14 protein-coding genes are annotated in these 14559 nt (G+C 45.7%); 7 read left to right on the forward strand and 7 right to left on the reverse strand.

Annotation, left to right across the window (positions count from 1 at the left end):
* Together RMO52_RS02155 and RMO52_RS02160 are read left to right on the forward strand one after the other, a co-directional pair.
* Positions 1-997, forward strand: a 997-nt coding sequence (locus tag RMO52_RS02155) for an MFS transporter (RefSeq protein ID WP_310410487.1), incomplete at its 5' end; no start/stop codon positions are given.
* Positions 998-1054: 57 nt separating this feature from the next.
* A complete protein-coding gene (locus tag RMO52_RS02160) occupies positions 1055-1225 on the forward strand; it encodes a hypothetical protein (protein WP_309738291.1) in 171 nt (56 codons plus the stop codon).
* 1 nt (position 1226) lies between these two features.
* Here RMO52_RS02160 and sfsA read toward each other — a convergent pair whose 3' ends face one another.
* Positions 1227-1928 carry a DNA/RNA nuclease SfsA gene (gene sfsA, locus RMO52_RS02165; RefSeq protein ID WP_310410490.1) on the reverse strand — a complete coding sequence of 234 codons (702 nt, stop codon included), beginning with the start codon at positions 1926-1928 and terminating at the stop codon, positions 1227-1229.
* A gap of 7 nt (positions 1929-1935) precedes the next feature.
* Entirely contained in the window at positions 1936-2277 is a 342-nt protein-coding gene (locus tag RMO52_RS02170; protein WP_309738288.1) for an Hpt domain-containing protein, read from the reverse strand.
* Between the two features lie 73 nt (positions 2278-2350).
* Here RMO52_RS02170 and RMO52_RS02175 point away from each other — a divergent pair, with 73 nt between their 5' ends.
* Positions 2351-3754 (forward strand): HAMP domain-containing sensor histidine kinase, encoded by a 1404-nt coding sequence (locus RMO52_RS02175; RefSeq protein ID WP_310410492.1) that lies wholly within the window; start codon positions 2351-2353, stop codon positions 3752-3754.
* 152 nt (positions 3755-3906) lie between these two features.
* Here the strand turns inward: RMO52_RS02175 and RMO52_RS02180 are convergent, their stop codons facing one another.
* The 4 genes from RMO52_RS02180 to RMO52_RS02195 form a co-directional block, all read right to left on the reverse strand.
* Positions 3907-4161, reverse strand: coding sequence for a hypothetical protein (locus RMO52_RS02180; protein ID WP_309737889.1), 255 nt, complete (start codon positions 4159-4161; stop codon positions 3907-3909).
* A 372-nt stretch (positions 4162-4533) separates the two neighbouring features.
* A complete protein-coding gene (locus RMO52_RS02185) occupies positions 4534-4776 on the reverse strand; it encodes a hypothetical protein (RefSeq protein ID WP_310410494.1) in 243 nt (80 codons plus the stop codon).
* A 294-nt stretch (positions 4777-5070) separates the two neighbouring features.
* Complete coding sequence (locus RMO52_RS02190) at positions 5071-6120, reverse strand: T3SS effector HopA1 family protein (protein ID WP_310410496.1); 1050 nt, start codon at positions 6118-6120, stop codon at positions 5071-5073.
* A gap of 3 nt (positions 6121-6123) precedes the next feature.
* Positions 6124-7305 (reverse strand): phosphotransferase, encoded by a 1182-nt coding sequence (locus RMO52_RS02195; protein ID WP_310410498.1) that lies wholly within the window; start codon positions 7303-7305, stop codon positions 6124-6126.
* Positions 7306-7642: 337 nt separating this feature from the next.
* Between RMO52_RS02195 and RMO52_RS02200 the strand changes: the two genes are divergently transcribed.
* From RMO52_RS02200 to RMO52_RS02215, 4 genes are all read left to right on the forward strand, one after another.
* On the forward strand, positions 7643-8194 hold the full coding sequence (locus tag RMO52_RS02200) for a helix-turn-helix domain-containing protein (protein WP_310410500.1): 552 nt from the start codon (positions 7643-7645) through the stop codon (positions 8192-8194).
* A gap of 84 nt (positions 8195-8278) precedes the next feature.
* Positions 8279-11071: a peptidase domain-containing ABC transporter gene (locus tag RMO52_RS02205; protein WP_309743907.1), complete on the forward strand. Its 2793-nt coding sequence runs from the start codon at positions 8279-8281 to the stop codon at positions 11069-11071.
* Between the two features lie 60 nt (positions 11072-11131).
* Entirely contained in the window at positions 11132-13261 is a 2130-nt protein-coding gene (locus RMO52_RS02210; protein WP_310410502.1) for a response regulator, read from the forward strand.
* 76 nt (positions 13262-13337) lie between these two features.
* On the forward strand, positions 13338-14090 hold the full coding sequence (locus RMO52_RS02215; RefSeq protein ID WP_310410505.1) for a peptidylprolyl isomerase: 753 nt from the start codon (positions 13338-13340) through the stop codon (positions 14088-14090).
* 20 nt (positions 14091-14110) lie between these two features.
* On the opposite strand, the gene RMO52_RS02220 is transcribed toward RMO52_RS02215, so the two are convergent.
* Positions 14111-14559 (reverse strand): sigma-70 family RNA polymerase sigma factor (locus RMO52_RS02220; protein WP_310410507.1); only part of this gene is annotated, 449 nt, incomplete at its 5' end.

Here is a 14559-nt window from a genome sequence, read left to right on the forward strand (position 1 = left end):
TCTCGATTTATTAGCCATTATTTCAGTGCTAATTGCCTTTTTGAGCGCGTCACAGGATGTCGTCGCCGATGCTTATCGGACTGACGTGTTGACTGGAGCCGAACGCCCGATTGGGGTAAGCATTTTTACCACAGGCTATCGTGTCGCCTTGATTGTGTCCTTTGCTGGTGCCTCTAAACTTTTTGAAAATGTTTTCCGGGCTTGGCAGCCAGTTTATCTGGTGATGGCTGGATTTATGTTGCTGGGGCTAGTATTTACATTGTTCGCTCCTGGTACAGAATCCACAGACCAGCCGCCTGAGACTTTTGCTGATGCTGTCACGCTCCCATTTCTAGATTTTTTTCAGCGCCGAGGGCTGGTTTATGGCGCTTCAGTCTTGTTATTCATCGTTACCTATAAAGTTAGCGATGCGATGATGAATTCGATGTCGATTCCTTTTCTCAAAGCCGCTTGTTTTACCCAAGGTCAAATCGGCGATATCAACGGCTTTATGGGCATAATCGCGACGATTATTGGCGCTTTGCTAGGTGGGGTGTTGTTGACACGGATGAGTGTCTTCCAGGGACTCTGGATCTTTGGCGGCTTACAGGCGGCGGGGATCGTGCTGTATGTAATGCTGGCACAGGTGTCTCATCCCGATCCGCGAGTTACCGATTTAGCATCGGTGTGTCAAAACTTCGTCCAGCCACCCTTTGCGACTCAATTATTTATTTTGGCGATTAATGTCGAGAATTTCTTTGGGGGGATGGAATCCTCGGCTTTTGGGCTGTTCTTGATGAATATGTGCAACCAACAATTTTCGGCAACTCAGTTTGCACTACTATCTAGTTTGATGGCGTTGAGCAAGCTGTTGGTCGCACCAGCGGGAGATCTGGTTAAAGCCTTGGGTTGGTCTAACTTTTTCTTAGTAACGATGTTGGTGGTCATTCCGAGTATGTTTCTGTTGCTGTTTATCGCCAAAGCGGGTGACGATCGACCCGATTTCAAGGATGCCTAAATTAATTTTTGTTACAATCGATAAATACACCCATCATCTGTCTGCATATCTAAAGCTATGACTTTCATCCGTCAAAATGTCGGCCCATTTATCATCTTGCTGATCTTCCTATTTGCCTTAGTGGCTTCGAGCGCGAGAATCTTTCTACCCACAGATATGTCTGGCCCTGCACCAGTAACAGGTGCGATTTTGATTCAGAGCTTGTTAATGTTGTTAAAACTGGCTTAATCTACAGGACTAATTCTGCTAATCCCAGATATTCCACCCCTTCAGGGGTCACGTTGAAGCGACAGGGCAGCACTTCTAGTCCTTTGGCGACGGCGGTGCGGAGGAGTTGCCCGTAGGCAGGATCGGTGGTGTCGCCGGGTGAAAACTTGGTTTTATCACCGCGATTAATCAGATGGAGCATCACCGTGCGGTGTTCGGGCATCACAGCGATTAGCTCTCGCAGGTGTTTTTGCCCCCTGGTAGTTTCAGTATCAGGAAAGATTGCCACATCGTCGATCGACCAAGTGGTATTCTTGACCTCCAAGTAGATAGAACGTTCTCCATCTGTCAATAAAAAGTCGATTCTGCTACGGTTGTCGTGCCCATAGACCACTTCCGATCGAATTGTTTGATATGTACCTAATTCTGGGAATAGATAGCGTTCGAGGGCGATTTTGATGAGTTTGTTGGGTAGTGCGGTATTGATGCCGATCCAGACACCATCGATTGAGATCGTTTCCCAGGTGTAGGCCAGTTTCCGTTTGGGGTTGTCATGAAAAGATACCATTACGGGTGCCCCAATTTGACAAACTCCCGTCATCGGGCCAGTATTGGGACAATGTGCGGTAATTAGTTCGCCAGTATCTAGTTGGATATCTGCAAAAAACCGTTTGTATCTTTTGACTAAAATGCCGGGATAGAGTTGAGGATAGGTATACAGCACTTATGACTCAGGTTCTAGTTGCCAAATAAGTTTCTAAATGACCGAGATCGATCGCCATCTGGGCGATGAGTGGGTTAATCGATCCTAGCTGCTGTGCGCGGGCGAGATATTCGATTTGTTTGGCTAAGGCGGTAATACTGACAATCCCCACATTGGCGCTGGCACCCTTGATATAGTGGGCTTCATGACCGATCGCGATCGCATCACCATCGACTACGGCACGACGGAGATCTTCAATGTGAATCTTCACGTCTTCAGCCAACATGGTAAGTAATTCTAATTCAAATTCGGGATCGTCTTCCGAAACTTGATGCAGTTGTTCCCAGTCGATATCTATGAGATCGTTCATTAGAGAATGTAGGTAAGAGACGTAGGCTAACTCCGATTACTATTTTATCCTCTAGACCGCCGATCCTAACCGTATGTTTCAAACCACCCGTCGCCGTTTGGCAATTTGGTACACCACTGTGACGGCGATCGTGTTGCTGGTGTTTGCCAGTGGCATGTATATCTACGTGCGGAGTACGCTGATCGAGCGGGTCGATGATACTCTCAATCATGTCGTGGAAGTAGTGACGCGATCGATCGCGATCGATCGGATCGATGCACCAGGTTTCCCCAGTCAGTTTCAGATTAATGTCGCGGCGAGTTTTCAGGATAACTCGAATAGGCTAGACGACGATCGGATCGATTTAGAAGTATTTAATCTCAGTGGCAAGTTGTTATGGTCTACGCTTAGAGAACCACTAAACCTGCCCGTATGGATCGATCTCGATGGTGCAACAGTCCGGGTGCAAAACGATATTCCAGGGGAGCGGCAAAGCCAGCGCATCCTCCGGCAGATTACCGCACCAGTCGATAAAAATGGCGTGTTGGTAGGTTTTTTGCGAGTTAGTCATCCGTGGTTTGAAGTTACCAAACCAACCGAATTGCTCATTGTCGATCTGACAATCGGCACTTCCTTAATTATCGCCAGCGTTGCGACGATCGGCTGGTTTTTATCCGGGATTGCGATCGAACCAGTTAAGGCATCTTATCAGCAGCTCAAACAGTTTACCGCCGACGCTTCTCACGAACTCCGCAACCCGATTGCGACGATTCAAACTAACGTGCAAGTGGCTCTGGGTGAAGAACCCCTGTTACCCGCGCAGCGCCAGCAACTCCAGACGATCGAACGTTTGACGCGGCGCTTGGGGCGACTGGTTGACGATTTGTTATTTTTAGCGCGTCAAGATAGTAGTATTGCGGCACCAGAACTCAGTCCCGTTCCCCTCGATGCCCTGCTGATGGAAACGATCGAAGAACAAAGATTGGCTGCTGCTAGTAAAGGGATCGAGCTGGTATTAGAAATTGTCGATCCGCTGCCGATTACTGTCGGACAAGGTGAGGAAGACGATCGACTCGAAGCCTTTAGTATCGATGGCGATTGGGACAGATTGGTGAGGTTATTTACCAATTTATTGACTAATGCAATTGGGTACACATTGCCAGCTACCGATAATTGTCATCTCAATGCTTCCCCACCACAGATAAAAATCGAACTCCAACAACTACTGCGCCAAAATACAGCCTACCTCCAAGTCCAAGTTCGCGATTGGGGGATTGGGATCCCTGAGACGGCACTGCCTTATTTATTTGACAGGTTTTATCGTGTCGATCTGGCACGGACAGCTACAGCATCCGATGTGAGCAGCGGTTCGGGTTTGGGACTAGCGATCGTCCAATCGATCGTCGCTAGTCATCAGGGCGAACTCGCGATCGAGAGTCAAGTAGATGTCGGTACGACTGTCACTGTCACGTTTAAGCAATCTCAAACTCAAAAATAGCCCATGAGGAAGTGTTCGATTCCTGCATACTCACTTCATGATTTTTTCAGGCGATCGATCGCGGCTACCAACATCAAAACCCATCCCATCAGCCAATGGGAGGGGTTTTGACATCACACAGCTAGAGTTTTCCCGTAGGCTAGCGGTTGAAATTAGTCATCGCAGTAACAATCGTCGTTACCATGACCGCCATAACCATAACCGTGACCTTTGCCTTTATCATCATTGCCATGGCCACCATAACCATGACCTTTGCCTTTTTTATCTTTCTTATCCTTCTTGTCGTAACCGTGACCGTAGTTGCTACCGCCAAAAACCTGGCTGCTGTCAGTTGCTTGCAGTTCGGTGAGGAAGCTGTTGGATGCCGAGAGGTCAGCATTTAAGTCGGAAATGGTAATCAAAGCCATAATCGTACAGTTCTCCTAAATATGTTAAAAAGTTGACTGTCAACAAATTAAATCTGTCGGTGATTCTCATCACAAATCTATGATCTCCGATCGCCATTCGATCGACAACCTATCTACGGCGAGCAAAAAGACATAAAGGTATATGTAAAATCTGTATTTTTAACAACAAATGTCCAAAAGAACACGATCGAAGCTACGGGTTTGTAGTAACTGGTTCGAGATCGGTATCACTGAATGGGCGATTTTCAAATCCGCAGCCATAACGATGGACTTGCAGCACCCTATTGCCACCCAGCCACAAACTCAGAAGGGATACTCAATAATGAGTATCCCTTCTGAGGTATTTAGTTCGCGCTAATTGTCGATCGACAATTAATGGCAGGGATAGACAGGAGGGCAATATACAGGTGGGCAAGGATAGCCATAGCCTTTGCTATTTTTACTGCCTTTTTTGCTGCCTTTTTTGCTGCCTTTTTTGCTACCGCCACCGCCATGACCGCCACCGCCAAAGATTTGGCTGCTATCAGTTGCTTGTAGTTCGGTCAGAAAGCTTTCGTCACCTGCTAATAAGTCGCTACCAGCAAGGTTTAAGTCAGCGATTTTGATTAAAGCCATGTTTGGATTCCTCTTGGGTTACAAATCGAATCGTTAATGTACTTTCGGACATTTTGTGATTCTTGTTACACATCATCATGCTCGATCGCGATTTCCCACACAACCCACCTGCCGAGATTGAAAAGACATAACACTATGTATAAAATCTACGCTCTGAGGGTCTGGCAATATCTACATCAGCGCATATTTTGACACAAAGGCTGGCTGGCTATCGATCGAGTTACTACCTAACTATGACGATCTTGTAATATTTGGGGACTTAACGATGTCAGTTTTAGCCAAACAAAAGCCTTGTTACGAAGTGGCATAAGTAGCATAATCATCGCGGCTGGAGGAATTGAGATAAGGCTGATGCCAGTCGAGTTGTACATTGTGCCAAGCTGCTTCAATTCGAGCTAGCTTATCGGTAGTTGATGTTTGCGCGTGCAAGAAAGCCGTCACCAATCCCTCAGCGACGAGTTCGCACCGATGCTGTCCAAACGAATTCGTAGCCGGGGGCATCTGAGCGAGTCCCAGTCCCGGCGCTAATTGCTTGGTAAACAGCGGTACTTGCGGCGAAAATTCAGTCTGATGTGCTTGATAGATGGCTATTAGGGTAGTTTGGATGGCAAGGTAATCGGCATCAGTCAGCCAGAGTGTTGCCGCGTCATAGCGACAAAAGAGGTGTGGGTGGTGGAGAATGGCAAACTCGAAGCGAATGCCTAATTTATTTAATGCGGCGGTTAATTGCGCGGCGATCGTTACAGCAGCATCGGGTGTAATATTAAAGTAAACTCGCACGAATTGGCGCTCGTCATGTTGAGGAGAGCCAGCATTACCGACCATGATATAGGTATCGATCCCAACCAGATTGTGCGGTAAATAAATCGGAATGGTATCGCCAATCTTAGCTTGATGGAGATTTGGCGGTACGTGCTGTTGCAGATCGACATGTACGTGCAGTCCATCTTTGGCGACGATGAGTTCGCGATCTTCAGCTACGGCGACGATCTGCCAATTTAGATCGAGGTAGCCGCGACTGGTATTACTCTGCTGAAGCCGTCGATAAAAATTTAGATCGATACCGTTAGTAAAACGATCGCTTAATTGGGCTGGTAATATTTGACTCGTGGGATCGACTGGATCGATCGGGAGTTTACTCCCTGTAAAATACAAATCGTAAAGATAGTTGCGAACGCGATCGGTGAGAAACTTTTGCTGTAACTGATGTGGTATCTGGGTAAATCTCGCCCTCAGATCTGGCTCGATCGTGGTGGGAGGGTAGTGAGGATGAGCGATGGTTAAATCTGGATCGATCGCGATCGTCTCGACGATTTCTACCAATTTCTGCATGAATATTGACATAGATTATTTAGCTACCGATCGGGTAAAGTCGTGCGCGAAGAGAGTTTTCATGGCGGCTTGTGGCGTACATAGTAATTGCTTGGCGACTTGGAGCATCACGATCCCGCGATCTCCAAAGCGTTGCTGCTCATCGATGGTTATTTCAATCCGTTGAATCAGTGCTAATCCCGCAAATTGGATCGATCGGGTGAGATAATCGGGACGAATGATAACAATGGCTGGGAACGTATCTAAATACGAGCGCACTAAGGAAAATAACGATGGCTGAAGTAGCTCTAGGGGAGTAGCCGCTAGTTGTAGTGACTCATCAATGCTGAGGATATTGCTAATTGCCAATCCATCTAGCCAAATTTCTAGATAGCTACCTAAAATACAGCCGAGATCGAACGCCGGATCGCCCCAACTAGCCCGTTCCCAATCGATTAATTTAATTATTTGAGACTCAGGACTCTGCCAACCTAAGTCGAGGAGAATGTTATTTAGTTTGAGATCGTTATGAATCAAACAACTAGGAACGATCGATCGCCCGAGATCGGCAATTGCTTGTGTCAAGCTGGGAAATCGTTGGTAAAGTCTAAAAAATTGGAGGCATTCTAATGGCATGGTGGCAAAAACTTGCGGCGTGATTCTTCCTAAGCGCTCGATAATATCGATGGCTGTGTACGAGGTATCTAGTTCGCCACTTTCGCGTAGATCTGTCTGCCCTTGCCACTCTAGCCGATTGGAGTCGGGATCTAGAAAATGCTGATAGTCTAATCGATCGAATGTTTGTGCATGAATGGTGGCAAGCAAATGACCGATCGCTTTAGGAATGGCAATCGGAAACTGACGTTCCTGAAGATAATACTGATATAGATCTATATAGTCGCGAACATATTCAACGATCAGAATTGAGTTCTCAGGATCGAAATGTAATATTCTTGGTAAGAAAGTAGAGATTTTAGCATCAAATTCGGGAAATTGTTTTACTAAGCGATCGATCCGCCAAGCCGCCCAGAATTCGCCTTCGCTCTCATTGCAATCGTCATGAATTTCTTGCTTGACTAATAAATATCGATCGTCAGCAACCTCGATGAGAATATTTAAGTTTTTAGCATTAATAACCGATATTTGACCGCTCGTACTAGTAAAGTCAATACTGGTTAAGTATTCATAGATATTGTTTCGATCTAAAATAATTTTCATATCATAAATGAGATTAATTGGATTGCTAGATTGCAAATGCGACCGAATACTCGCTCTAGTTCATCCTAAAATAAACTAGAGCTTTTTAAGCAAATTGTCATAGTTTTTACTACATAGCTTGGCATCGATCCGATCTTTTGGATACTAAACGCTCTAAAGATTCAGTGTTTTTGCTGATGACATTTTAAAATAAAAATTTGTGCGTATCGAAATTGTAGATCGAGTGTATAAAAATAGTTCGGCACGAAGATGAAAATTAAGAAATAGTAAAGTGCGGGTGTTACAGATTGAAAAATCGCCTAAAATGTGCTGAGATTAAGAGTTTATCAAAAGTATTATGACTCAAATCAATCTATTCGATCGAGCAGAATTGCATACCAAATATTTGACCAAGTTTCAACGTCAATTACTCGAAAAGCAACTCAAGATCGAAACAACTACCGAATATCGACAGCGAATCGAGATTATGTTGTTGGCGGATGAAGGCAAAACGCAGACTCAAATCTGTCGGCTGCTGAGCTGTTCGCCGCTGACTGCCAGACATTGGATCTTGATGGCGAAGTCCGGACAAGCTCACACTTGGCAAGCACAACCCATCGGTCGTCCCAAAACAGTCACGTCTGACTACTTAAACCGCCTCAAACAGCTAGTGGCGACTAGCCCTAGAGAATTGGGCTATCCCTTCTCCCGCTGGACGGGTCAGTGGTTGAGCAAGCATTTGTGTCAAGAATTTAACATCGGGGTTAGTGCCCGCCATATCAATCGGCTAATCGGCGAGATCGGTGTTGACAATCAGTCAGAGCGGGTAGAGATCGAACCACAACAGCAAGTCAGATCGCATCATTTAGTAATTGCTGACTTATACGATCGTCACACGCACTCAGAATAACCGATTGGCGGTTCCAGCAGTCTTCGTTCGACGATCGAATTTATCAAAATTTCACAGTCTCATTTAATTATTTTTCGGTAACACATGGTTCAAAATCCGCCGCTGGTATCAATTTCCATCGATAGCATCAGTCAAGCTTTGGGAGCGGAAGTCTCAAGCCGCGAGCTGGCACAGCTCCAAGCGCAGATGCAGATCGTTTCGATCGTGCCTGGAACGAATTTTTGGCAATCTAACGACGAAAGACCGGGGATTTATATCGTGCTGGCGGGTAAAGTCCGATTATTCGACCTTCAAGGTAATCGGATTGCGACATTGACTGTCGGTAAAAGCTTTGGGGCGAGTACGCTGTTTCCAGCCACAGAGCTGAGTCCCTATCTTGCCAAGGCGGCGCTAGTGGTGGGTGGTAGTGAAATACTCTTAGGATATCTCGATCGAGCTTGTGTCGAAACCTGGTGGCAGCAGTACCCCACAATCGAGCGCTATCTCCACCAGCGCGCCCTGCATCTCGAAGCGATTCTTCAGGGCGAACTCGAACCTTCAGCGCTACATGCAGCGCAACGCGGACTGCAACTTCAGACACCAGTCATTCATCGCCACCGCCCTGCCGAACCAATTGCCTCGGAGTCTCACCCGCAGCCCACGCCGCCAGCTACAACCGATCGTTTCAAAGCTGCCTATTTTCCCACCCCCAGTCAAAAGATGGGGCAATGGTGGCAAAAAGTCACTCATAATTACCCGTTTTATGCCCAACATAGTGCCGCTGATTGCAGTGCTGCCTGCGTGGTGATGGTGGGGCGGTTTTGGGGTAAAGAGTTCGATATCAATCGGTTGCGGGAGTTGGCGTATGTCAATCGGGATGGGGCATCGCTCAAAGGGTTGTCCAATGCGGTCGAAAATTTGGGGTTCAATAGTCGTCCCGTCAAAGCTAGTCTCGATCGATTGGCAAATCAAAAACTCCCCGCCATCCTCCATTGGCAGGGCAATCATTATGTGGTGGTATTTGAAATTACCCCAGACTATATTACGATCTGCGACCCGGCGATCGGTCAGCGCAAATTGACGCGGAGCGAATTTCTGCAAGATTGGACGGGTTTCTGTTTACTACTCGAACCAACCCTCGCGCTCCAAAAAGTCGAGGGGAAATCAACCGATTTTTGGCAATTATTTCAACTCGTCAGACCGCACCGCCGCATAATTACGGAGATCTTTGTTGCTTCGATCGTGTTGCAGATTTTTGGTCTGATCTCGCCCCTTTTCACTCAACTAATTCTCGATCGAGCTATCATTCACAAATCTAGTAGTAGTTTGGCTACTTTTGGAGTCGGATTACTGATTTTTGGCGCTTTTCAGATCGCGATGTCTGGCTTGCGTCAATATCTGATGGCGCAGACAGCCAACCGGATCGACGCGGCGCTAATAATTGGCTTTATTCGGCATACTTTTAGTTTGCCCTTGAGCTATTTTGATGCCCGTCACGTGGGCGATATTATTTCGCGGATTCAAGAAAATCATAAGATTCAAAGTTTTATTACTGGGCAATCTTTGGGTGTACTACTCGATCTAATGTCGGTGTTTGTGTATGCAACGCTGATGTTTATCTACAGTTGGAAGTTAGCACTAGTAACGCTGATCTCGATCCCACCATTTTTGATCCTAACTTTTGCTTCTACGCCACTGTTGAAGAAGATGTCACGCGAGATTTTCAATGCGACAAATGCTGAAAATAATTATCTGATCGAGGCGCTCAACGGCGTACGGACGATCAAGTCGATGTCCGTCGAGAAATCCGTCCGCTGGAACTGGGAAGAACGGCTAAATAAAGAAATTAAACAAACTTATCGCGGTCAGATCGTCGGCATTCAAATCCAAATGATAAGTTCGGCAATTAATACGATTAGTAGCACCGTTTTAATTTGGCTGGGAGCATCGCTAGTCATCTCTGGCGAATTCACGATCGGTCAACTATTTGCCTTCAATATGCTCTCGGCAAATGTGATTAGTCCGTTTCAGAGATTGGCGGGTTTATGGAATAATATCCAAGAAGTCGGGATTGCGATCGAGCGATTGTGCGACGTAATTGAGGCTAAACCTGAAGAAGACCGCAATTCACATCGGCAAAATCTCGACAAGCTTAAAGGCTATGTCAAATTTAAAAATGTCACGTTCAGATATAACAAGGATGCCGAACATAATATCCTGGAGAACATCAATTTTGAGATTCAACCAGGACAAACGATCGCGCTAGTCGGTCGAAGTGGTTCTGGTAAAACAACGCTCTCTAAATTAATTTTAGGGCTGTATCAACCTACGGCTGGATCGATCGAGATCGACGGCAAAGATCTGACAACTATTTCATTACATTCCTTGCGATCTCAAGTTGGGATTGTCGATCAAGATACCTTTCTATTTAGCGGTACCGTCAAAACTAATATCACCCTCGCTAAACCTGGTGCTAGCTCCGCCGAAATTCAGCGAGCAGCGGAACTAGCTGGCGCGGATGAATTCATTAAAAAGATGCCAATGGGCTACGACACCGAAATCGGTGAAGGTGGTAATATGCTCTCAGGCGGACAACGCCAGCGACTCGCGATCGCGAGAGCATTATTAAATAATCCGCGACTACTCGTATTTGATGAAGCAACTAGTAGTTTAGATACCGAATCCGAACAAATCATTCAACACAATCTCGAAAAAATTCGCCGCGATCGCAGTACGATTATTATCGCTCATCGGCTCTCTACAGTTCAAAATGCCGACCTAATTTTAGTACTTGACAAGGGCATATTGATTGAAAGTGGCAATCATCAGCAACTGATGGAAAAGCGCGGTAAATACTATCACCTAAATCAGCAACAAATTGTCACTATTCAAGGATAGTATGCCTTGAATTAAGCTACGCACACAAATTGAATAGATCGAACTCAAATATAATAAGTCATGCTGACGATCCCTAGCCAAGAATCACCACCAATTATTAAAGTACTGCTAGTAGACGATCGCCGCGTCGTTCGCGAAAAAATCAAATCAGTGCTGCAATCCTGTCCAGATATTCAGGTAGTAGGTATCGCCGCAGATGGTGATAGTGCCCTCGAACAGCTCGATAATTTAGATCCTGATACGATCTTAATCGATCTCGATATGCCGGGACTCGATGGCATTCAAACAGCAAAAATTATTTCCCAACAATATCCCCACATTCAAGTAATCATTGTTAGTAGTCTCGAAAATACTCCTGATGTTAGTACTCAACTAGCTCCTTGTGTGAAAGACTATATAATTAAAGCTGATATTGAACTAGAAATAGCTAACAAAATTCGAGCTGCTCATCAAGATCGCGATCTCACAGCCAAGAGCAAACGAGATAATGTGGTTGGATTAAATCGATTCGATCGTCAAATAGGAGAGTATTCAAGTACCGATGTAGATGGAAATCTATCTAAATTCACCAATGTCAGTCAGACTACCCTCAGTAAGCTCCATGATTGGTCGAATTCTGCCAGAGAATTAATCGATATGATGCCTTTGCCGTGGACGCGAGGATTATTATATTCGCTCCTATTATTTTTAGGAATTATCATCCCGTGGGCGTGCTTGTATCGGATGGATGAAATCGGTACCGCCAGAGGCAGATTGGAATCTAAAGGCAATACCATCAAGCGAGAAGCCGATATTGAAGGTAGTGTATCCGTCCTCAAAGTATATGTCAAAAAAGGCGATCGCGTCAAAGCCGGACAAATTATTATGGCGCTCGATGCCAAAAGTGTGCGCGAACAAATCTATCAAAATCAACTCAAACTCAATGGCTCTCAGCAACAATACGATCGCTTACTAGCAATTAAAAGTCAAGTTGGACTGGGAACGAATGCCCAGCAACAGCAAAATCAAGCCCAACTGCTCGAAAAACAAGCCTTAATCGCTCAAGCACAACAAGTTATTAGCAATCTAGAATCTAACGCTCAAACTCAAATTGCCGAGAAATTAGCGCAGTTGCGTCAAGCTCAACAAACTCTAATCGATCGCCAATCCAGCTCTAATCTCCAGAAAGCGGAAAAACTCACCCAAGTCCGTCAAGCCGAGCAAGCGATTGTCGATGCCCAAACTAACTATATCCTCGCCCAAAATCGCTTTAAAGATGCTCAAAATGAGGAAAAACGCTATCAAAAACTTTATCAAACAGGGGCGATCTCAGAAGTTAAAGCTAAAGAAGTCGCAAGTTTATCCCTAGAAAAAAAACAACTCTTCACCCAAGCATTAGCAAGTTTAACCCAGTCAAAACTACGCGCAACCGAACAACGAGAAAACTATCAAAAACTCTTGCAACAAAGTCGGGCAGACATCGAACAAGCCAATCTCCGACTTGCCGAACAGCAACAAATTTATCAGGGGACGATCGCGCGAACCCAGTCCGATATTGCCCAAGCAAAACTCCGATTTACCGAACAACAACGCGGCTATCAAAGCTTAACTAAGGGTGGCAACATTGCTGTATTAAAAACCGAGCAACAGTCTAAAGAAATTCAGAGTCAAATTGCCACCCTTCAGTCTGAAATCGCCCGCGATCGCGCCCAAGGCAACTTCCTCACCCAGCAATTGCAAAAATATACAATCCACGCCAATACTGACGGCACAATTTTTGAATTACCGATCGATCGAGAGGGCGCTGTCGTCCAACCCAAGCAACTCCTCGCCGAGATTGCCGCAGATACTAGCGGACTAGTCTTCAAGGGCGAAATCCCTGCCACTGAGAGTGAATCCCTGCGGACTAGCACCATCCAAAAAGAGGTCAAACTCAAGTTTGATGAATTCCCCTTTGAAAGTTATGATGTTGTCAAAGGAAAATTGAGCTGGATCGCGCCTAACTCCAAACTCAGCCAAACTCCCCAAGGCTCGCGCGTAGCTAACTATGAAATCGAAGTACAATTAGGACAAAGTTGTATCCGACACGAGCAAAAGTGTATTCCATTTAAGTCAGGTCAACCAGCAACCGCCGAAATCGTGATTCGCAACCGCCGCATTATTGACTTTCTCCTCGATCCTTTCAAAAAACTCAGTAGTGGAGATCGCTAATTTTACAGTTGCAGTTCTGACCTTTAAATATTTATTCGCGTGAGTTATTCATTTAGATCGATCTAACATTTAATTTATGACCGCCAAGACAACTACCGATTTAAATTCAAAAATTAGCGATCGAGATTTGATTTATGAAGCTAAACTCTCAGGCAAGATGCCCGAATTAATGCGCGGTATTTTTCGCAGAAAAATTATCGAACAGCAAGTTGCCAAAGCTGGCATTAGCCCGACGATCGAAGACCTTCAAACCGCCGCCGATCGCTTTCGGGTAGTCAATCAACTTGAAAGTGCCGCAGCCACCCAAAAATGGCTGGCTGAAAGGTTGTTAACGCTGGACGATTTTGAAGATTTGATTACGCAAGATCTATTATCCGATCGACTTGCCGAACACTTATTCGGCGATCGAGTCGAGCAATTATTTTACCAAAACTTACTAGACTACAGCGGTGCTGTAATCTATGAGGTAATTCTCGAAGACTACGAGCTGGCAATGGAGATTTATTACTCACTCCAAGAAGGCGATCTCAACTTTGCTGATGTGGCGCAGCAATATATCCCCCTCACCGAATTGCGACGACGCGGTGGATATGTTGGTAGAGTCGATCGCAAACAACTCCGCCCCGAAATCTCTGCTGCCGTCTTTGCCGCAACACCTCCTCAATTACTCAAGCCCATCGTCACCGCAGTGGGTGTACATCTTATTCAAGTTGAAGAGATCGTCGAACCAAAATTGGACGAGCAACTCCATCAGCAAATCTTGACCGAATTATTCGATCGGTGGTTAGCAGAAATAATGGATTCCCATCCTCAGCATCAACTTCGCTAGGGCATAGGCTTGAGCCTCAATTAACTCTCCGATGCGATATTTAGCTCGCGATGATAGAGATAGATATCGCAGATATCTTCAGGAACAGCCGCTGTTAATTGTTGATAACCCTCCGCCAAGTAGTGGGGAATGCTAGCTGCGGGAATTTGTTGCCCCTCACCTTGCAGATACGCACAGATCTTGTGCTCGTCCCTCTTGAGACTTTGATTCATCACCACGATCAGCCGGGAGAGCGGGGGCATTCGATCGAGTGCCCGTTCGAGATAACACCTTAATGGTGGTGACGCAGCCTCTAAATCATAGCGAATCCGATCTGCTGGTGGAATCTCAATCCGCTCGATCGTGTTACCAGTAATGTCAATCAGCCAGTTTTGCCAATTAGTCGCGTAAGAATCTGCCGATAACTTAACACGAGCGAGTTCCTCAAAAATCTGTCGCCACGCGATCGCAAATAAATAATCAGCTTGAG

Source organism: Chamaesiphon sp. OTE_8_metabat_110 (assembly GCF_031382685.1).
GTDB lineage: Bacteria > Cyanobacteriota > Cyanobacteriia > Cyanobacteriales > Chamaesiphonaceae > Chamaesiphon.